15 protein-coding genes are annotated in these 19,311 nt (G+C 72.6%); 10 read left to right on the top strand and 5 right to left on the bottom strand.

Annotated features, from left to right (window positions below):
* Positions 1–403 precede the first annotated feature (403 nt).
* Positions 404–2,182 carry a phosphatidylglycerol lysyltransferase domain-containing protein gene (locus tag ACZ6QO_RS03650; protein ID WP_465847325.1) on the bottom strand — a complete coding sequence of 593 codons (1,779 nt, stop codon included), beginning with the start codon at positions 2,180–2,182 and terminating at the stop codon, positions 404–406.
* Positions 2,183–2,358: 176 nt separating this feature from the next.
* Here ACZ6QO_RS03650 and ACZ6QO_RS03645 point away from each other — a divergent pair, with 176 nt between their 5' ends.
* Positions 2,359–3,543, top strand: coding sequence for an alpha/beta hydrolase (locus tag ACZ6QO_RS03645; RefSeq protein ID WP_465847323.1), 1,185 nt, complete (start codon positions 2,359–2,361; stop codon positions 3,541–3,543).
* Between the two features lie 31 nt (positions 3,544–3,574).
* Here the strand turns inward: ACZ6QO_RS03645 and ACZ6QO_RS03640 are convergent, their stop codons facing one another.
* Entirely contained in the window at positions 3,575–4,216 is a 642-nt protein-coding gene (locus tag ACZ6QO_RS03640; protein WP_465847321.1) for a PaaI family thioesterase, read from the bottom strand.
* A 405-nt stretch (positions 4,217–4,621) separates the two neighbouring features.
* Between ACZ6QO_RS03640 and ACZ6QO_RS03635 the strand changes: the two genes are divergently transcribed.
* A complete protein-coding gene (locus ACZ6QO_RS03635) occupies positions 4,622–5,392 on the top strand; it encodes a CHAP domain-containing protein (protein ID WP_465847319.1) in 771 nt (256 codons plus the stop codon).
* Between the two features lie 208 nt (positions 5,393–5,600).
* Complete coding sequence (locus ACZ6QO_RS03630) at positions 5,601–6,047, top strand: hypothetical protein (protein ID WP_465847318.1); 447 nt, start codon at positions 5,601–5,603, stop codon at positions 6,045–6,047.
* 105 nt (positions 6,048–6,152) lie between these two features.
* On the opposite strand, the gene ACZ6QO_RS03625 is transcribed toward ACZ6QO_RS03630, so the two are convergent.
* On the bottom strand, positions 6,153–6,689 hold the full coding sequence (locus tag ACZ6QO_RS03625) for an NUDIX hydrolase family protein (protein WP_465847316.1): 537 nt from the start codon (positions 6,687–6,689) through the stop codon (positions 6,153–6,155).
* Positions 6,690–6,816: 127 nt separating this feature from the next.
* Positions 6,817–8,337 carry an acyl-CoA synthetase gene (locus ACZ6QO_RS03620; RefSeq protein ID WP_465847314.1) on the bottom strand — a complete coding sequence of 507 codons (1,521 nt, stop codon included), beginning with the start codon at positions 8,335–8,337 and terminating at the stop codon, positions 6,817–6,819.
* A gap of 284 nt (positions 8,338–8,621) precedes the next feature.
* Here ACZ6QO_RS03620 and ACZ6QO_RS03615 point away from each other — a divergent pair, with 284 nt between their 5' ends.
* The 5 genes from ACZ6QO_RS03615 (at position 8,622) to ACZ6QO_RS03595 (ending at position 13,521) form a co-directional block, all read left to right on the top strand.
* Positions 8,622–9,827, top strand: a complete 1,206-nt coding sequence (locus ACZ6QO_RS03615; protein ID WP_465847312.1) for an ABC transporter substrate-binding protein — start codon at positions 8,622–8,624, stop codon at positions 9,825–9,827.
* A 16-nt stretch (positions 9,828–9,843) separates the two neighbouring features.
* On the top strand, positions 9,844–10,599 hold the full coding sequence (locus ACZ6QO_RS03610; RefSeq protein ID WP_465847310.1) for an ABC transporter ATP-binding protein: 756 nt from the start codon (positions 9,844–9,846) through the stop codon (positions 10,597–10,599).
* A gap of 139 nt (positions 10,600–10,738) precedes the next feature.
* Positions 10,739–11,410: an ABC transporter ATP-binding protein gene (locus ACZ6QO_RS03605; RefSeq protein WP_465847308.1), complete on the top strand. Its 672-nt coding sequence runs from the start codon at positions 10,739–10,741 to the stop codon at positions 11,408–11,410.
* A gap of 90 nt (positions 11,411–11,500) precedes the next feature.
* Positions 11,501–12,361, top strand: coding sequence for a branched-chain amino acid ABC transporter permease (locus ACZ6QO_RS03600; protein WP_465847306.1), 861 nt, complete (start codon positions 11,501–11,503; stop codon positions 12,359–12,361).
* Complete coding sequence (locus tag ACZ6QO_RS03595) at positions 12,358–13,521, top strand: branched-chain amino acid ABC transporter permease (RefSeq protein ID WP_465847304.1); 1,164 nt, start codon at positions 12,358–12,360, stop codon at positions 13,519–13,521. The genes ACZ6QO_RS03600 and ACZ6QO_RS03595 overlap by 4 nt, the downstream gene beginning before the upstream one ends.
* A 130-nt stretch (positions 13,522–13,651) precedes the next feature.
* On the opposite strand, the gene ACZ6QO_RS03590 is transcribed toward ACZ6QO_RS03595, so the two are convergent.
* Positions 13,652–15,856, bottom strand: a complete 2,205-nt coding sequence (locus ACZ6QO_RS03590; protein WP_465847303.1) for an MMPL family transporter — start codon at positions 15,854–15,856, stop codon at positions 13,652–13,654.
* Positions 15,857–16,042: 186 nt separating this feature from the next.
* Between ACZ6QO_RS03590 and ACZ6QO_RS03585 the strand changes: the two genes are divergently transcribed.
* Positions 16,043–16,609: a TetR/AcrR family transcriptional regulator gene (locus tag ACZ6QO_RS03585; RefSeq protein WP_465847301.1), complete on the top strand. Its 567-nt coding sequence runs from the start codon at positions 16,043–16,045 to the stop codon at positions 16,607–16,609.
* A 3-nt stretch (positions 16,610–16,612) separates the two neighbouring features.
* Positions 16,613–19,309 (top strand): LuxR C-terminal-related transcriptional regulator, encoded by a 2,697-nt coding sequence (locus tag ACZ6QO_RS03580; protein WP_465847299.1) that lies wholly within the window; start codon positions 16,613–16,615, stop codon positions 19,307–19,309.
* Positions 19,310–19,311 lie beyond the last annotated feature (2 nt).

The following is a 19,311-nucleotide window of genomic DNA, read 5'->3' as shown; positions in this document are numbered from 1 at the left end:
CGCCCACCCGGCGGGACGAAACCCGCCCGTCAGCGCCGGCGCCGCGCGGCGGCAGGACGGGGATGCGACCCGCCACTTTCGTCGCGCAAATCCGGCGCAACGCGGCAAGTCACACACTACATGTGCGTATAGCTATTAATGGATATAAGCGGGATGAAGTGCAGATATGGCGCGACCACTGCCATGATCAGCACAATCTCGGAACCTGTCGTAACCACGCGCCACGCATATCTCAAAATCATCACAGCGAGCGGAATGCCGAGGCGGAGAATCGCCGATCCTTCGCCTCCCCTCCGGAACGACGGAAGCGAAGGGAACCGCCCTCCCCAACGGCCATGCCCGTCCTTCCTTCCGGCACCCGGCGAATGCCGATATAGCGGTTAACTTCCGCACTCGTCACCTTTTATGGAGACACCGGCAGCGGCCCCTCCGCAGGAGTGGAGTCCGACGGGCTGGAACCGGAACCGGGGCGGCGGCCCCGGAAGAGCACGGCCAGGCGCCCCGCGGACAGGAACGCCTCGGCCTTGAGCGCCGAGACGCCGATGCGGGGCAGGTCGCGCGCCGTCGGATACACCAGGAACCTCGGCTCCCAGAAAGGCCCGAACTTGGCGTTGAACCTGTACAACGACTCGATCTGGAACCAGCGCGACAGGAAGACCAGGATGCCCCGCCAGGCGCGCAGCACCGGCCCGGCGCCGAGCCGCTCGCCCCGGGCGAGCGCCGAGCGGAACATGGCGAAGTTGAGCGAGACCCGGGTGACGCCGAGCGCGGGCGCGGCCTGCAGGGTCTTGACGATCAGCAACTCGTTGAGGCCGGGGTCGGCGTCGCGGTCGCGGCGCATCAGGTCGAGCGAGATGCCGGCGCGGCCCCAGGGCACGAAATGCAGCACGGCGCAAATGTCGCCCCCGGGCGAGGCCTTGCCGTCGTCGGCGGGCTTGTGCGCGGTGACCACGACACAGGCGTCGTCGGCCGGGTCGCCGAACCGTCCCAGGGCCATGGAGAAGCCGCGCTCGGTGTCGGTGCCGCGCCAGGACCGGGCCGCCGCGCGGATCTGTTCCCTCTCTTGCTCGGTGAGCTCCGCCACCCGCCTGACCAGGCATTTGTAGCCGGCCCGTTCGGTGCGGTTGACCATCTGGCGGACGTTGCGCATCGCACGCCCCTGCAGGCTGAACCCGGCGACGTCCACGACGGCCTCGTCGCCGATCTCCAGTGCCGACAGGCCCGCCTCGCGCGTCCAGATCTGGCCGCCGGTCTCGCTGCAGCCGATGACGGCGGGCACCCAGGCGTGCCGCCGGACCTCCTCCATGAAGCGCCGGATCGCCCCGGGCCAGGCCTCAGGGTCGCCGATGGGGTCGCCGCTGGCCAGCATCACCCCGGCGACCACGCGATAGGCGATCACGGCCTTGCCCGAGGGCGAGAAGACCACGCTCTTGTCGCGCCGCAGCGCGAAATAGCCCAGCGAGTCGAACTCGCCGTGCCGGTCGAGCAGCGCGCGCACCCGCCCCTCGTCGTCGCCGCTCAGCGCGGCCACCGGCCGTTCGGGGCGCAGGGCCAGGTAGAGCGTGGTGATGGCGGTGAGCGCGCCCAGCCCGGCCAGCGAGTAGTACACCAGGTCGGCGGTACGGTCGAGGGAGTACTCGACCGGGCCCTGCATGCCGACCAGGCCCAGGAGCACGTGCTGGATGCGCTCGCCCGCGGACGGGGCGCCGACGATGGTCGCCGGGTGCACGCTCACGATCACCCAGCCGATGCCCAGGTCGAGGACGCCGAGCGCGAGGAAGTTCCACAGCGCTCGCCAGCGTGAGCGCGGATCGGACAGGGCATGGAACTCACCTCGGTTGACCAGGAGCACGACGAACAGCACGAGGCCGATGGCGGCGGTGACGGAGTGCCGCCAGCGCAGCGCCTCCACCACGGCGCCCAGGGGAAGGAGCACGACCACCGCGCGCCAGGCCCGGACCTTCCGGCGGCGCAGCGCGTGGGCGAGCATGACGAGCAGCACGCCCACGAGCAGCGAGGCCGCCGCCGCCAGCGTGGTGACCGTTCCGGGAAGCACGTCGGCGATGAGGCTGACGCGGCTCTGCCGGAAATGGGGGACGACCCCGCGGACGATATCGAGTATTCCGACGACAAGAGCGGCATATCCCGCAGCGGCCGGAACCCACGACCGCGAGGCGAGCATTCGCGCAAGTCGCGTCCGTTCATTCACGTCAGGACACACTAGAGGGTGAGGTCCGTGCTTCGGGTGTCTGAGAGGTGATACATCCTTACCTCGGCCTTATTTCGGTTGGATAACTTTCACTTGGGCACCACCTTAAAAGAGATGGGCTGCGGGACCAAGACCGGGGGAGACATAGATTGGGCCTCACAGCGCTGAAGCTGGAGCTTCTGATGTGCGCGCTCGCCGTCGCGGGCCTGGTCGCGTCGGTTTGGTGGATATGGCCGCGTCTGAGCGTCCGCACCTGGCCGGCGATTCTCGGGCGCGTCGCGGTGCTCCTGGGAAACCAATTCCTCCTGCTCGTGGCGCTCGCGCTCGCGGCGAACAATTACTTCGGCTTCTACGGCAGCTGGAGCGATCTGCTCGGCACCGACGACGGCGTCGCCGCGCCCATCGTGAACGACGCGGGCGCCGCCGGGCCGGCGGCGGGCCAGGGCGGGGGCGTCCAGGTCGTGCGCAGCTCGCGGGTGCCGCCCGCGGGGAAGAAGGGCCGTCCAGGCGGGCGGCTGCAGCAGGTCGTCATCTCGGGCGGCGCCTCCGGCCTGAGCGCCCCCGCGTACGTCTACCTGCCGCCGCAGTACTTCGACAAGAAGTACGCCCACACGCGCTTCCCGGCGATCGTGGCCCTCACCGGCTACCCCGGGGACGCCCGCAACCTGATCACCCGCATGAACATGCCCGCCGTCGCGGCGAAGGCCATCGAGGCGCACAAGATGGCGCCCACGGTGCTGGTGCTCATGCGGCCGACCGTCGTGCCGCCCCGCGACACCGAGTGCATGGACGTGCCCGGCGGCCCGAAGGTCGAGACGTACTTCACCAAGGACGTGCCCGCCTCGATGGCGGGCGCCTTCCGCGTGGGGGTCGACGCCGCGAGCTGGGGCATCATGGGCGCCTCCACCGGCGGATACTGCGCCTTGAAGATGAGCATGCGCCACCCTGAGGCGTACTCGGCGGTGGTGTCCCTCTCGGGCTATTACAAGGCGCCGATCGACGCCACGACGGGCGACCTGTTCGGCGGCGACGGGAGGCTGCGCAACGAGAACGACCTGATGTGGCGCCTGGCCCACCTGCCGCCCCCACCGATCTCGGCCCTGGTGACCAGCAGCGAGCGGGGCGAGTCCAACTACCGGACGACGCTGGAATTCCTCTCGGCGGTGAGGTCCCCGATGCGGGCGTCGTCGCTGATCCTGCCGAGCGGCGGGCACAACTTCAACACCTGGAGCCGCGAGCTGCCGCAGACGCTCCCCTGGCTGGCGCAGCAGCTTCACCTGCCGATGGCGGGGACGCCCGCCGTTCCCGGCGTCCCGCCGTCACCGGGCTCCTGAGCCGGTCGCCCTGGCGCAGGGCCGTAGCCGCTCAGCCGTCGGCGCGGACGCCCACCCACTGGGCGGGGGTGATGAACAGGCCGGTGGCCTCCACCAGCACGGTGCCGTCCGGCAGGCGGATCACGCCCTCGGCCCACGTCTTGCGGCCCTCGCTGCGCGAGACGGCCGCCGCCCCGAGCAGCGGCTCGCCGTAGGGGACGGGCCGGCGGTACTTGATGCTGAGGGTGCCCGTCATGGCCGCCTTGCCGGCCGCGGCGACGGCCTCCCCCAGCAGGTGGTCGAGGATCATCGCGCTCACGCCGCCGTGCACGAACCCGGGCGGCCCCTCGTGGGAGGGACGGAAGGCCAGGTCGGCCCGGACGCCGCCCTCGGCGGCCCGTTCGACGACGAGCGGGAGCGCGTGCGGATTGCAGTCGCCGACGACGGCGTTGCCGAGGTGGCGGAACCGGCCGCCGGGCCCGAACTCGGGCCCCAGCGGAGCGTCCCGCCGTTCCGCGCCCAGCCGTTCGGTCAGCGCGACGAGTCGGGCGGTCACGGCCGTCAGCTCGGCCTCCGGCACGTCCGTGACCGTGACCGCGTCGACGAGGTCGCGCGCCTGCTGGGCGAGCACGGCGAGGGCCGCGAGGCGAGCCTCGCGACCGGACTCCTGGGGCGTGGCGAGCTCGGTCATCATGCGCCGATTATAGGGCGGATAGTGGAACGATGTTCGGTTCTGACCGTTTTGGTCAAGTTTGCGGAAAGAAATCCCGTTCGAGGAATGCCGGTCGTCGATCTCTCAGGTGCCGCGAACCCCTGTGCGCACGGCGTTCCGGGCCCGCCGACCCCACGGCGGACCGCCTGCCCGGCCCGCCTTGACCCCCTTTTGACCTGGGCTTTTCCTGACTAACGTCCTGCCACACGGACGGACCGGCGCCTCCCCCGCGCCGGGTTCGTCCCGCGATGACGGCCGGCGCGCCCCACGGCGTCGGCCGCGTCACGCACCGATGAGCCGGCGCGCCCCACGCGCCGGTGAAGCCACATGGTGACGGCGGGCGTACCCCAGCGCCGGCCGCACGAAAGCGGAAGGGCCCTCACTTCCATGTCCATGTCACCTGAACTGCAGAAGCTCATCGACCTGCTCCAGACCCAGATCGGCTACAGCGAACAAGCGGGCGGCCGCACCAAGTTCGGCACCTGGTACGGCGAGAACGTGGAGTTCGACTCCGACTACTCGGCACAGCCCTGGTGCGACATGTTCCTGTCGTGGGCGGCCTACCGGCTCGGCTACCAGAAGTGGTTCGGGCAGTTCGCCTACACCCCGGCCCACGCGCAGTGGTTCGCCGACCAGGGCGCCTGGGGAACCACCCCGAGACCCGGCGCCGTGGTGTTCTACGACTGGGGCGGCTCGCACGTCATCGACAACATCGACCACGTCGGCATCGTGACCTCCGTCGACGGCGACACCATCCACACCATCGAGGGCAACGTCGACGGCCAGTACGCCAAGGCGAAGGTCAGGGACCAGTCCTCCGTCGTCGGATACGGCTACCCGGACAAGATCAAGGCCGAACAGGAGGCCAAGGCGCTCGCCGACAAGGCCGCCCCGGCGGCCACGCCCGCGCTGAAGCCGGTGGCGGCGGAGTTCCCGCTGCCCGCCGCCATGGTCGCCGTTCCCGCCGCGCACGACTGGGCCGCGCACGGCATCGCCGGCCGGCAGCCCACCGGCCCGGCGGCGCTGGTGATCCCCGTGCTGATCGCCATCCTGGTCGTGATCGCCTGCCTGAAGGTGCGGCACTCCACCGCCCGCACCGCCGCCGCCCGCACGGGTGCGCGCCGGCCGCCCGCCACACGGCGGTCAACGGGACGGTAGGCACTCCGGGCCGGCGCGCGAGACCGACGCGGCGCGTTCCCCGCGACACGCGCCATGGCGGACGGGCACTCGGCCACGAAGTGCGCCGATCTTACTACCATCAGTGATGATCACCGCCTTCCAGCGTTCTGACCTGCGGTGATGGCGCTCCGCGAGAGCGCGCGTCACCCCGGCCGACCGCCGGGCATCGCACCACTGAAGGAGAAGCATGTTCGCCAAGATCTTCACGGTCGCCGCGCTGTCCGCGGCGCTGACGTCCGGCACCGCCCTGGTGACGGACGCCGGCGCGTACGCCGAGCAGACGCCGCCCAAGCCACAGGCGGCCGCCGAGGCGGTGCCGGCCGCGAAGTCGGGGGTGCGCATCGGCGCCGGCCGCACCGCACCCGGCCAGGGCTGGGCCCCCTACGGCCCGAACGGCCTCTCCCTGGATGTGAACACCGCCTCCGGCCACTTCGTCGGCACGCCCGTCTACACCTACTCGATCGGCGGGACGGAGGACCACTGGGCGCTGACCGGCGTCAACGCCGTCTACATCCCCACAGCGCTGGGCTTTCGGGTCTATGTCCGGTGGTGGGACAGCCACCCGCTCACACCCGCGGACGCCCAGGAGAAGGGCTGGTACGTGAACTGGATCGGCGTCGAGACGAACGAGTGAGCGTGCCCTCGCGAGGCCGTGCGGGCGAAGGCCGCCCGCACGGCGGCTCCTGGCCCGCCCCGCCTCGCGAGGCGCGCCGGCGCGCGCGGCCGGCGCCCCCGAGCGTCAGGTCAGCCGGCCGACGTACGCGAGCGCCTGCTTGACCAGCACGCCGTGCCCGCCGGACATCTCCTGCTGCACCATCGGCGAGGCGGCCTCCTCCGGGGTGAACCAGACCAGGTCCAGGGCGTCCTGGCGTGGACGGCAGTCGCCCGCGACCGGGACGATGTAGGCCAGCGACACCGCGTGCTGGCGAGGGTCGTGGTACGGCGTGACACCCGGCGTCGGGAAGTACTCGGCGATGGTGAACGGCTGCGGCGAGGCCGGGATGCGCGGCAGCGCGACCGGGCCGAGGTCCTTCTCCAGGTGGCGCAGCAGGGCGTCGCGCACGCGCTCGTGGTGCAGGACGCGCCCGGAAACCAGGGCCCGGCTGACCGCCCCGTCCGGGCCGATGCGCAACAGCAGGCCCACGCGGGTCACCGCGCCGGTGTCGTCCACCCGCACGGGAACGGCGTCGACGTACAGGATCGGCATCCGCCCCCGCACCGACTCAAGCTCGTCGGGAGCCAGCCATCCAGGTGCGGTTTCGGTCTTTTCGGTCATCTCTTGATCGTACTTCCCAGGCGGGACGACGGGTGTGCGGGTCCTCGCGACACGCCCCGCATCGTTACCCGCCCGTCGCGCCGAGGCCGGCCGGCGCGGACGCCGACCGCCGCCGAGTCGCCGGTGTTCATTCGGGCTTCTCCCCGGTGAGGGCGCCGGGCGATCCGTACAGCGACCGGAGCCGGGCCTTGATCACCTTGCCCGCGCCGTTGCGCGGCAGGACGGACACGAACTCGACGTACTTGGGGATCTTGTAGCCGGCCAGCCGTCCCGACAGGTGGGCCAGCAGGTCGCCCGCCTCGGCGGCGGCGCCGGGCCGCAGGACGGCCAGGACCTTGCCCACCTCCCCCCACCTGTCGTCGGGGACGCCGATGACCGCGCACTCGGCGACGGCGGGATGTTCGTACAGCAGGCTCTCGACCTCGGCCGGGTAGATGTTCTCGCCACCGGAAATGATCATGTCCTTGACGCGGTCGACGATGCGGACGTAGCCGTCGTCGTCGGCGACGGCGATGTCGCCCGAGTGGAACCACCCGTCCCGCGACAGCACCGCTTCGGTCTCCTCCGCGCGCCCCCAGTACCCGGTCATGACGTTCGGCCCCTGCACGATCACCTCGCCCGGCTCGCCGGGCGCGGCCTCGCCGCCGTCGGCCCTCACCAGCCGGACGTCGGAGAAGAAGCACGGCACGCCCGCCGTGCCGGCCTTGCGCACCGACTGCTCCGCCGCCAGGAACAGCGCGCCCGGCGAGGTCTCGGTCATGCCGTACCCCTGCAGGAAGGTCAGCCCGCGCTGCTGGTAGGTCCGGATCAGCGGCTCGGGCACCGGCGCGCCGCCGCACAGCAGGTTGCGCAGGCTGGACAGGTCGGCGCCGTCCCACCGGGGCGACTGGGAGAGGAAGGCGAACATCGCCGGGACGCCGAACATGAGCGTCACCCGCTCGCGCTCCACCAGGTCGAACGTCTGGTCGGCGTCGAACGAGGACACCAGGATCGCCGTGCCGCCCTTGAGCACTGTCGGCACCAGCGTCTGGGCGAGCGCGCCGATGTGGAACAGCGGCGCGCTGATCAGCGTGACCTCGTCGTGCGCCAGCTCGACGTCCACGAGCAGGTTGAAGGTGTTCCAGGCCAGGTTGCCATGGCTCAGCGTCGCGCCCTTGGGCCGCCCGGTCGTGCCCGAGGTGTACATGATCAGGCACGGCTCGTCCAGGCCGACCGGCTCGTCGGCCGGCTCGGGATCGGCGGCGGCCAGCAGCTCCTCGTACTCCTCCGCGACCCGCACCCGGTGCGGGACGGGCAACGCGTCGCCCGTGTCCTCGTACCCGGGCCCGCAGACCAGCACGGCCGCGCCGGCGTCCGCCACGATGTACGACAGCTCCGGCACGGTGAGGCGCGTGTTCAGCGGGACGAAGACGGCTCCGGCGGCGCCGGCGGCGAAGAGCGTCTCGACCAGCGCGGGATGGTTGGCCCCGAGGTAGGCGACGCGGTCGCCGTGCCGCACGCCCAGCCCTCTCAGCGCGCTTGCCAGCCGGTCGACGCGTTCGCGCAGCTCGCCGTAGCTGTACACGCGCCCTTCGTGGCGCAGCGCCACTCGCCCGGGCGTCATGCGCGCCCGCCGCGCCGGCCACGACCCCAACCCCTGATTTCGCATGGCACCGCTCCCTGACGGTCAGGTGATCCGGCATCAACTTAAGCCAGCGGGTCAGCGGGTGTCACGATCACCTCCGGCTCCCGGCGCGAGGAGGCGCGGCGACCGCGCGTGTCCAGCGAAGGTCCTGTGAATGTCGGCGTTGTGTTGACAATCGACAAAAAAAGTGCCTAGATTCAGGCGATCGGGGATTTGATCTATCGTTCCTCCTGCGCGCTGGAGTTCCGGGGCGCGGCGGAGGCGCGTTGCAAGAGCCGTCGCCGCGACATGACCCCCAGGAGACGCACGTGCGCAAGCTCGTCCCGACGATCACCTGTCTCGTCCTGGCCGTGGCCGCGTGCGGCGGGCAGGGCGGCGGCGCCTCCGGCGGCGCGTCCTCAGGCGGGTCGGCCGACCCCATCCGCGTCGGCCTCATCGTGTCCCTGACCGGCAACTACACCCCGCTCGGCAGCGAGGACAAAAAGGCCGTCGAGCTCGCCGTCGAGCAGGTGAACGCCCAGGGCGGGCTGCTCGGGCGCAAGGTCGAGCTCGTCCAGCGAGACGACAAGACCGCCCCCGACCAGGGCATCGTGGCGTTCAACCAGATCAAGGGCCAGATCGACGCGCTGATCGGCCCGGTCTTCTCCAACTCGGCGCTCGCCATCGAGCCGCTCGCCGAGCGCGCGAAGATCCCCCAGCTGTCGCTGGCACCCGCCCAGGAGCAGGTGGAGCCGATCAAGTCGTACATCTTCGTCACCCCCGCCCTGTCGAACATGTACGCCGAGCGCTATCTGCAGTACATGCAGGCCGAGAAGATCACCAAGATCGCGGTGGCGCACGACACCAAGAGCGCCTACTCCGTCGCCGGGCACAAGGCCATGGCGTCCCTGGCCGCCAAGTACGGGGTGAGCATCGTCGCCGACGAGCCGTACGAGACCACCAACTCCGACTTCAGCGCGATCTTCACGCACGTCAAGGACTCCGACGCGCAGGCCCTGGTGTTCTGGGGGTCGGGCGCCCCCGGGGTCACGGCGGCCAAGCAGTACGCCGCCTCGGGACTGAAGGTGCCGCTGTTCCTCACCGCCTCGCAGGCCAGCAAGCTGTGGCTGGAGCCGATGGGCGCGGCCGCCGAGGGCATGACCGTGCAGAGCGCCATCGGCGTCATCGGCGACCACCTGCCCGACAGCAAGCAGAAGCAGGTCATCGACCAGATGGCCGCGCCGTTCAAGCAGAAGCACGGCTACCCGCCGCCGCAGTTCGCCCAGGACGGCTACAGCGCCTGCCTGCTGCTGTTCGAGGCGATCAAGAAGGCCGGCAGCACCGACAAGGAGAAGATCCGTCAGGCGCTGGAGACCATGGACCTGTGGACGCCGAACGGCCGCTTCCGCTACTCCCCGACCGACCACTCCGGGCTGCGGCCGGACTTCATCTCCGTCAACACGGTGAAGAACGGGCAGTTCGTTCCCACCAAGTGGGCCGCGGAGCAGTTGTCCAAGACCGTCACCGCCGAGTAGGGGCGACGTGCCGGGCATGCTCACCGTCGACGGCGTCTCCCGCTCGTTCGGAGGGGTCTACGCCGTCCGCGACGTCAGCCTCGACATCGCCGACGGCGAGGTGCGGGGCATCATCGGCCCCAACGGCGCCGGCAAGTCCACCCTGTTCAACCTCATCACCGGCCACCTGCCCGCCGACCACGGCACGATCACGATGCGGTCCGCCCCGCTCGACCGGCTCGCCCCGCACCGGCGCGCCCGGCTCGGGATGTCCATCGTCTTCCAGGGCGCCCGCGTGTTCCGCGGCATGACCGTGCGGGAGAACGTCATGGTCGGCGCGCACACCCGCGGGCGCACCGGGTTCGCGGCCGCCGCCCTGCGGCTGCCGCGGCACCGCCGCGACGAGCGCGAGATCGCCCGGCGCGCCGACGAGGCCCTGGCCCGGGTCGGCCTGAGCGCGTGGGCCGGGCACGAGGCGGCCCTGCTGCCCCTGGGGCAGCAGCGGTCCATGCAGGTCGCCCGCGCCCTGTGCGCGCAGCCCAGCCTGCTGCTGCTGGACGAGCCCGCCTCGGGGCTGCGGGCCGGCGAACGCGAGGCGCTGGCCGTGCTCATCGAAGAGTTGAAGGCGAGCGGCCTGACGATCATGCTGATCGAGCACGACGTCGCGTTCGTCACGCGGCTCGCCGACCGCGTCACCGTGCTCGACCTCGGCCGGGTCATCGCCGAGGGCACACCCGGCGAGGTCCGCGCCGATCCCCAGGTCGTCTCCGCCTACCTGGGGGACGCCTCGTGAACCGGCCCCGGCACCCGCTCGCGGACAACACCGGCGCCCCGCCCGCGTACCGGACGAGCGCCCCGCCCGCGTCCCGGAAGGGCGCCTCACCCTCGTACGAGGCGGGCGCGCCGCCCGTGGACCGTCCTGGAGCGGCGACGTGATCGAGATCAGCGACCTGGTCGTCACCTACGGCTCGGCCACCGCGCTCGACCACGTCCGGCTCTCGGTGCGGCGCGGCGAGATGGTCGCCCTGCTCGGCCCGAACGGCGCCGGCAAGTCGACCCTGGCCGACACGCTGTCGGGCATCGTCCCGCCCGCCTCGGGGACCGTCGAGGTGGCCGGCCGGCTCGCGCACATCCCCGAGGGCCGCCAGCTCTTCCCCGACCTCACCGTGGAGGACAACCTCCTGCTCGGCGGCTGGCGCGCGGGCACGCGCGACCCCGCTCCGGTCTTCGAGGTCCTCCCCCGGCTGGCCGACCTGCGCCGGCGCCGCGCGGGCGTGCTGTCGGGCGGCGAGCAGCAGATGGTGGCCTTCGGCAGGGCCCTGATGTCCCGCCCCGAGGTGCTGGTCGTGGACGAGCTGTCGCTCGGGCTCGCCCCCATCGCCACCCGTGACCTGGCCGCCCACCTGGTGGAGCTCAACAGGGACCAAGGGCTCACCGTGCTGCTCATCGAGCAGAACGCCCGGCTGGCCTTCGGCGTCTGCGAGCGGGCCTACGTGCTGGAGGCGGGGCGCATCGTGGCGGAGGGCCCGTGCGCCGAGCTCGCCGAGGATCCCCGGGTCGCCCAGGCCTACCTCGGCGGCTCCGTCGAGGAGACTCAGCGATGACGGGCGTGCCGGCGCGGTGCTCCGCACCCGGCCCGCGGGAGCGCCGCCGGAGGCGTCCGGCGACGGCGGCCCGGCCGGGAGGGGCATGACGTGAGAGAGTTCCTGACCTACCTGGTCAACGGCCTGGCCGTGGGCTGCGGGTTCGCGCTGATCGCGAGCGGCCTGGTCGCGGTCCACCGGGTGACCGGCGTGGTGAACTTCGCCCAGGGCATGTTCGCCGTCGTCGCGGGGCTGAGCGGCTCGTGGCTGCTCGGCACCGGGCTGCCGCACGGGCTCAGCGAGGCCGCCGCCATCGTGATCGCGACCGCGGCCGGCCTGCTGACCGGCCTCCTCGCGATCGGCAGGCGCGGCACCACCCCCCAGTCGTCGCTGATCATCACGCTGGGCGTCGGCGTGCTCGCCTACGCCGTCGAGATCGTGATCTGGGGCGACCAGACGCGGTCGTTCCCCGGGCTGCCGGGCTCGGTGACGCTGGCCGGGGTCGGCGTCCAGCGCCAGCACCTGCTCGTCATCGCGGCCACCGCCGTGACGATCGTCGCGCTCGCCGCGTTCTTCGGCCGCACCTACCTCGGCAAGGCGCTGAGCGCGTGCGCGTCCAACCCGTACGCGGCCCGGGTCGTCGGCATCGACGTCCGCAAGATGGGCCTGGTGGCCTTCGCGCTCGGCGGGCTGCTCGGCGGGATCGCCGGGGTGCTGGTGACGCCGCTGCGGCCCATCTCCTTCGACACCGACGTCACGCTGATCGTCAACGGGTTCGCCGCCGCGGTGTTCGGCGCGCTGACCCGTCCCGGGCTCGCGCTGGTGGGCGCGCTGCTGCTGGGCGTCGCCGAGTCGCTGGCCGCGGGGTACGGGTACGGCGCCTACCAGACGGAGATCGCCCTCGGCCTGATGCTCGTGATCATGGTGCTGCAGTCGGCGCGGCGCCCCACCGTTCTCGGGGAGACCGCATGACCCGTCCCGCAGACGAGCCCGCGACGCGCGCGGAGGAGCCGTCCCCGGACGACGCCGAGGCGAACGGCGCCCCCGGCGCCGAGGGCGTGCCCGAGCACCGTCCCACCCGCTCACCGGACGAGCAGGCCGGTCCCTCCGCCGGATCACCGGGCGGGCCGGGCCGGCGGCGCGTGTGGCGGCTGGTGCCAGGCCTCGCCGTGGCCGCCGTCACGCTGGCGCTGCCGGCGGTCCTGGACGACAGCGCCCTGCCGGTGTACATCTTCCTCGGCCTGGCCGCGATGGTCACGGTCGGCGTCTCGCTGCTGATGGGCTACGCCGGCCAGGTGTCGCTCGGCCAGGGCGCGTTCTACGCGGTGGGCGGCTACACGGCCGGCATCCTGGCGGTGCGCGGCGGCCCTCCGCTGGCCGGGCTGCTGGCCGCACCGCTCGTCGCGGCGGCGTTCGCCGTCGTGGTCGGCCTGCCGCTGCTGCGGTTGCGCGGGCACCATCTGGCCTTCGCGACCCTGGCCATGCAGCTGATCCTGCTGTCGCTGGCGGGACGGCTGGCGTTCACCGGCGGGGACATCGGCTTGCAGGGCATCCCGCAGCTCGGCGCCGGGCCGTTCGAGCTGGGGGACGCCGGCCAGTACGCCTACATCGTCTGGGCCGGGGTCGCCCTGGTGATGCTGGTGACGCGCAACGTCATCGAGTCGCGGCCGGGCCGCGCGCTTCGCGCCCTGGCCACGAGCGAGACGGCGGCGGCGTCCTCCGGCGTCCCCGTCGTCCGCTACAAACTGGTGGTCTTCGCCCTGTCGGCCGCGTTCGCCGGGCTGGCCGGCGGCATCTACGCCTTCTACACCGGCTACGTGGCGCCCTCGTCGTTCCCGGTGCTGCTGTCCATCGAGTACATCGTCATGGCGGTGGTCGGGGGGCTCGGCACGATATGGGGCGCCGTGGTGGGCGCGGCGGCGATCACGCTGCTCGTACAGGCGCTGAACGTGGTGGGGACGGCGCCCGGGATGCCGGACTACGCTCCGAGCGTGCTCTCCTACGCGGTGTACGCGCTCCTGCTCATCGTGGTCGTGCTCTTCCTGCCGCACGGGCTGCTTCCCGCGGTCACCGGCCTGCGCGAGCGGTGGCGGCGGCGGCGCGAGGAGCGGCGCGCCCCCGCCCGGTCCTGACCGCCCCCGCCCCTGCTCTTGTCCGGGCCACCTCGGCCTTTGTCCGGGGCGCCCCGGCTCGGGGCAGCCCGGCTCTTGTCCGGAGCAGCCCGGTTCGGGGCGGCCCGGCTCTTGTCCAGGGCGTCCCGGCTCAGTTGCGGGCGGCGGGGACCAGCCGCTTCTCCGGCTCCGCGGTCACCGGCGGCTCGTCGTCGTCCTCACCGTGCCCGGCGATCGACAGATCCGGCAGGACGCGGTCGAGCCAGGCGGGGCACCACCAGTTGAGCCGGCCCAGCAGCACCATCGTGGCCGGCACGAGCAGGCCGCGGATGACCGTGGCGTCCACGGCGATGGCGACCGCGAGCCCGACGCCGAACACCTTGACCAGCGGATCGGGGTAGGCGATGAAGGCGACGAACACCACCACCATGATCAGCGCCGCCGAGGTGATGACCCTGCCGGTGGCGCCCAGCCCTTCCGCGACCGCCCGGCGGTTGTCACCGAAGCGCTGGTACGCCTGGCGCACCGAGGTCAGCAGGAAGACCTCGTAGTCCATGGACAGCCCGAACAGCACCGCGAACAGCATCAGCGGCACGTAGGAGTCGATGGGCACGGTGAAGAACAACGTCGACAGGTAGGAGCTATCGGTGGAGACCGGCGGGTCCAGGCCGACCAGGCGGCTGCCGAGGCCGTAGGAGAACACGATCGCGAGCGCGCCGAACGCCGCGCCCAGCGAGATGAGGTTCATCAGCGCCGCCTTGACGGCCACCAGCGGCGCGCGGAAGGCCAGCAGCAGGAGCAGGGCGCTGAGCAGCACGACGACGGAGATGACGGTGGGGGTGCGCTCGGCGATGCGGTCGCTCGCGTCGGCCATGCCCGCGACCTCGCCGCCCACGTGCAGCCGCGCCCCGGGAAGGTGCAGGCCGCGCACGGCGCGCACGACCTCGCCGGCCCGCGGGTCGCTCGGCGCGTAGTCCGTGACCACTTGGAACAGGACCGACCTGCCCGAGGTGTTGATCCTCGGCGGCGACACGTACGCGACGCCGGCGACATCGGCGAGGCGGTCGCCGACGCGCGTCACGGCCGGCGCGGGTGGGTCGCTGACGGCGACGGCGGCGTCCAGCTCGCCGACCACGATCAGCGGGCCGTTGCTTCCCGGCCCGAACCCGGCCTCCATCAGCTCGTACGCCCGCCGGCCGTCCTGCCCTCTGTCGGCGTAGCCGTCGTCGAGGGGGCCGAGCCTCAACGCCAGGGCGGGCGCGGCGAGGGCGCCGAGCACGGCCACGGCCACCACGAGCACCCGCCACGGGCGGCCGGCGACCCAGGTGCCAAGGCCCGCCCAGCCGCTCGCCGCCGAATGCGCGGCGTCCCGCCGCGGGCCGACGAACGGGACGCGCAGTGCGTTGATCCGGTGGCCGAGGATGCCGAGCAGCGCGGGCACCAGCGTGAGCGAGGTGAGCACGGCGCACACGACGGAGATGCCGGTGATCCAGCCGAGCGTCCGCAGCATCGGGAACCCGCCGAGCATGAGCGCGCTGAGCGCGATGACGACCGTGCCGCCGGCGAAGAAGACCGCGCCGCCCGCGCCCTGCGCCGTCCGGCGGACCGACTCCAGCACCGGCACTCCGTCGGCCAGCAGCTTGCGGTGCCTCGACAGCAGGAACAGCGCGTAGTCGATGCCCACGCCGAGGCCGATCATGGACGCCATGACCGAAGCCTGCTTGGGCACGTCGACCAGGTGGCCGAGCAGCCCGATCACGCCGAGGCCGACGCCCAGGCTGACCAGGGCGGTGAAGATCGGCACCAGCGCGGCGACCAGCGTGCCGAACGCCAGCAGCAGCACCAGCAGGGCGCAGGCGACGCCGATGATCTCGCTGCTGCCGGTCTTGATCTCCTTGTCGGCGGGGGTGCCGTTGTCGGCGATCACGGCCTCGACGCCGGCGGCGCGCACCGGCTCCACCGCGGCCGACATCCGCCGCGAGGTCTCGGCGAGGCCGCCGGAGTCCTGTCCGGACAGCCGGACGGTGATGACGCCGATCACCAGGTTCCTGGAGAGGCCGCCCACGCGGTAGGGGGTGTCCACCTGCACCACGTGGGGCACCTCGCGGATCTCCGCCATCGCCCGTTCGACCGCGCGCTTGCGCTCGCCGTCGATGAGCGGCCCGCTCTTGCCGTACAGGACGACCTGGAAGGTGCCGCCGGCGTCGTACCCGGGCCCGAAGCCTTCGCGCATGAGGTCGTGCGCGCGCTGGGCGTCGGTGCCGGGGATGGAGGCGTCGTTGCTGACCGGCCGGCCGAACACCAGCGTGCCTGCCGTCAGCGCCCCGGCGAGGATGACCCAGGCGGCCAGCACCACGCGGCCGTGTCTCGCGCACCAACCGCCCAATCGACCGAGCAATCTAGCCATCGGTGACCGTCCCAGACACTATTGATGAATTGGAAACGCCGCGGAAACATCGTTCTGTACGACCGTGCAGGACGTACGTCTAAGAGCTTAGGCGGGAATATCGTTGGACGCCGAACCACACTGAGAAGTGAGACGATGACCACAATGGACCGTGGCGGTGACACGCGCACCCGCATCCTCGCCGCCGCACGCCAGCTGTTCGCCGAGCAGGGCTACGCCGCCACCTCACTGTCCGACATCGCCGCGCGCGTCGGGCTGACCAAGACCGCCGTGGCCTATCATTTCCACCCCAAGGACCGGCTGGCGACCGAGCTCATCGCACCCGCCGCCGACGACCTGGTCACGCTGCTCGACGGCGACCACGGCGGCGACCCGCGCGCGTTCATCGAACCGCTGACCGACTTCGTCGTGCGGCACCGCGCCATCATCGGCCTGTTGATGGAGGACATCGGCGGCGCCGACCAGGCGACCCCCGGCTCGCCCCGCGAGGCCATCCGCGCGTTCCGCGACGAGATCCACGCAAGGCTCGCCGGCCCGCGGCCCGGCGACGCCGCCCGCGTACGCGCGTGGGCGGTCATGGGGTCGCTGCAGTTCGCCGTGGTCAAGACCATGGACCTCCCCCAGGAGACCGTGCGCGAGCTGGTCCTCACCGCCGCCCTCGCCGTCCACGACGCGTCCTTATCCCCCCACCGGGCCCGGTGACGAGTGACAGGCGACCTGGAGGACGATCCCCTGCCGGCCGTCGCGGACTTCCCTGACGGCACGAACGCGACCGTCGCGAGCGACCGGCCCGCCGACCGGCCGACCATCCTCCGGGGGTTCGAGTCGGTCCTGCTCCGCCCGCCGCTGACCGTGCTGCTCCTCGGCGAGGCCGGCATCGGCAAGTCGCACCTGCTGACCGAGATCGAGTCGCTGGCCAAGACACTGGGCTACCGCGTGCTGCACGGCCAGGCGCGCGACTTCGGCAGCGGCCTCGCCTACGCCTCCCTCGCCGACGCCCTCGGGGCGCTGCACGCCGAACCCTCCGCGCGCGAACCGCTCAAGGAGCTGCTGGACGCCATCGACCAGGCCGCGCTCGGCGCCACCGGGGCCGCTCCCGCCGTGCGCACCGCCAACCTGCTGGAGACGCTGCCCGGCCGCACCCTGCTGGCCGTCGACGACCTCCACCTCGCCGACGCCGACACCGTCAAGGCGCTGTGCTACCTGCCCCGCCGGGTGCGCGGCCTGGTGGTGCTCGGCACCGCCCGGCGGCCGCCCGCGATGGACGCCGACCTGCTGGTGCGGCTCAGCCCGCTGTCGCTGGAGGAGATCGCCGCGCTGGCGACCGGCCTGCTCGGCCGCGTTCCCAGTGAGGCCACCGTGCGCCGGGTCCACGCCGAGAGCCGGGGCAACCCCTGGTTCGCCCGCGAGACCGTGCTCACCCTGGTGCAGGGCGGCGCGGTGCAGTCGGCCTTCCCCGGGGCCCGCCGGGGCGCCATCCTCAGCCGGCTGTTCCAGCGCGACCAGGGCGGCCGGAGCCTGGCCCGGGTGCTGGCCGCGCTGCGCCGCACCCGCCCGGCCGCCATGTCCGACCTGCCGGCGCTGGCGGAGGTCGCCGGGCTGGACGCGGCCGACGCCGAGCGCGCGTTCGACGGGCTGGTGCGGGACGGGCTGGTCGAGTACACCGGCGACGGCGCCTACGAGTTCACCCACCCGCTGGTCGCCGACGCCCTGTACGCCGACCTCGGGCCCGCCGAGCGGCGGCGCGTACACGCCCGCATCGCCGAACTGCTCCACCGCCAAGGTCTGAGCGGCACCCGCCGGGTGCTCGAGTGGGCGACCCACGTCGCCGAGGGCGGCACCAGCGCCGAGGCGCTGACGGCCATGCTGCGCGCCGCCGAGCTGACCCGCTGGACGGCGCCGCTGTCGGCCGCCCACTGGTACGGCAGGGCCGCCGAACTGGCCCCCGCAGAGGAACGGGGCGTGCTGCTGTCCCGGCAGGCGCTGTCGTACTGGAAGGGCTCACGGCCGGCCGACGCGCTGGGCGCCGGGCAGGCCGCCCTGGCCGTGCTCGCGCCCGGACGCCGTCACACCCGCACCGCCCAGACGATGGTCAACGCCGCGCACGCGATGGGCCGCTACGAGGTCGCGGTGTCGATCGCGGCCGAGCAGCTCCCACACGCCGACGATCCGACCGCCCTGCTCGCCCAGCAGGCGGTGGTCAGCACCCAGCTCGGGCTCCCTTCGGCGAAGACGGCCGAGGCGGCCTGGAACGCGCTGCCCGGATGCCCGCAGCAGGACCTGGTGATCGCGCTCAGCGCCCTGGCCGGCGACGCGATCATCAAGGCGCGGTGGGAGGAGACCGAACGCGCGCTCGACGCCCTGCTGTCGGCCTCCGCGGCGCTGCCGCCCGCCGGCCGGCTCGCCTCCCTTGAGTCGGCCGCGCACATCCTGGCCAGCGCGGGCGCGCGCACGCGTGCGCTGGACCTGCTGTCGCAGGCCGAGCAGATCTACCGGGGGCTCGGCTGGCACAACATCGCCGGGCAGCACGCGCGCACCATGGCCGTGGTACGCCGGCTCGGCGGCGAATGGGAGCACGCCCTGCGCGAGATCCGCTCCGACGCCGTCACCCTCACCGAGGCCGGCCTGTGGGAGAACGTCGCGCTGCTGCGCAACATCGAGGTGGACATCCTCCTCGACCAGGGACGCTACGAGGAGGCCGGGCGGCTGCTCGCCGACCCGCCGCCCAACTGCGTGCTCCAGCTCTCGCTGCGGGCCATGTTCAAGGCCCGGCGAGCGCTCGCGCTCGGCGACCGGGCCACGGCCGCCGGCCTGCTCGACCAGGCCGCCGCCGGACCGCCGGACGTCCGGCACCGCGAGCTCGCCGTGCGCGTCAACATGCACGCCACCGCCGGGGAGCTGGACGCGGCCCGCGCCGCGGCCACCGCCCTGGCCGAGACCGCCCGCACCGGCTCCCCGCGGGCGCGGATGAGCGCCGAACTGGCGTCCGCCATGGTCTTCAGGGACGTCGCCAGGGCCGAGGCGGCGCTGGAGACCGCCAGAGCGGACGGCCTGCGCTTCGAGGAGGGCAAGGCCCGCCTCGTCCTCGGCGCGCTCTCCGACGGCTCCCACCTGGTGCGGGCGCACGCCATCTTCACCGATCTCGGCGCCGCCCCCTGGCGCGACCGCACGGCCCGCGCCCTGAGGGAGGCCGGGCTCGCCCCGTCCCCGTCCACCGGCCTCACCCCCGTCGAACGCCGCGTGGTCGAACTGGTCGCCGAAGGCATGTCCAACCCGCAGATCGCCGACGAGCTCCACTACAGCCGCAAGACCGTCGAGGTCTACCTGTCCCGGGTGTACGCCAAGACCGGCCTGCACTCCCGCGTGGAACTGGCCCTCGCCCACGAACGCGGCGAGGTCTGACG

It is taken from the genome of Sphaerisporangium sp. NPDC049457 (assembly GCF_055586705.1).
The sequence above is the reverse complement of the archived record's forward strand: the minus strand, read 5'-3'. Positions and strand labels throughout refer to the sequence as shown.

Excerpts from the sequence above, each read along its gene's own strand:
- ACZ6QO_RS03650 (WP_465847325.1), bottom strand. The coding sequence starts at position 2,182 with ATGCTCGCCTCGCGGTCGTGGGTTCCGGCCGCTGCGGGATATGCCGCT.
- ACZ6QO_RS03640 (WP_465847321.1), bottom strand. The coding sequence starts at position 4,216 with ATGATGACCGAGCTCGCCACGCCCCAGGAGTCCGGTCGCGAGGCTCGC.
- ACZ6QO_RS03635 (WP_465847319.1), top strand. The coding sequence starts at position 4,622 with ATGTCCATGTCACCTGAACTGCAGAAGCTCATCGACCTGCTCCAGACC.
- ACZ6QO_RS03630 (WP_465847318.1), top strand. The coding sequence starts at position 5,601 with ATGTTCGCCAAGATCTTCACGGTCGCCGCGCTGTCCGCGGCGCTGACG.
- ACZ6QO_RS03625 (WP_465847316.1), bottom strand. The coding sequence starts at position 6,689 with ATGACCGAAAAGACCGAAACCGCACCTGGATGGCTGGCTCCCGACGAG.
- ACZ6QO_RS03620 (WP_465847314.1), bottom strand. The coding sequence starts at position 8,337 with ATGCGAAATCAGGGGTTGGGGTCGTGGCCGGCGCGGCGGGCGCGCATG.
- ACZ6QO_RS03610 (WP_465847310.1), top strand. The coding sequence starts at position 9,844 with ATGCTCACCGTCGACGGCGTCTCCCGCTCGTTCGGAGGGGTCTACGCC.
- ACZ6QO_RS03595 (WP_465847304.1), top strand. The coding sequence starts at position 12,358 with ATGACCCGTCCCGCAGACGAGCCCGCGACGCGCGCGGAGGAGCCGTCC.
- ACZ6QO_RS03585 (WP_465847301.1), top strand. The coding sequence starts at position 16,043 with ATGACCACAATGGACCGTGGCGGTGACACGCGCACCCGCATCCTCGCC.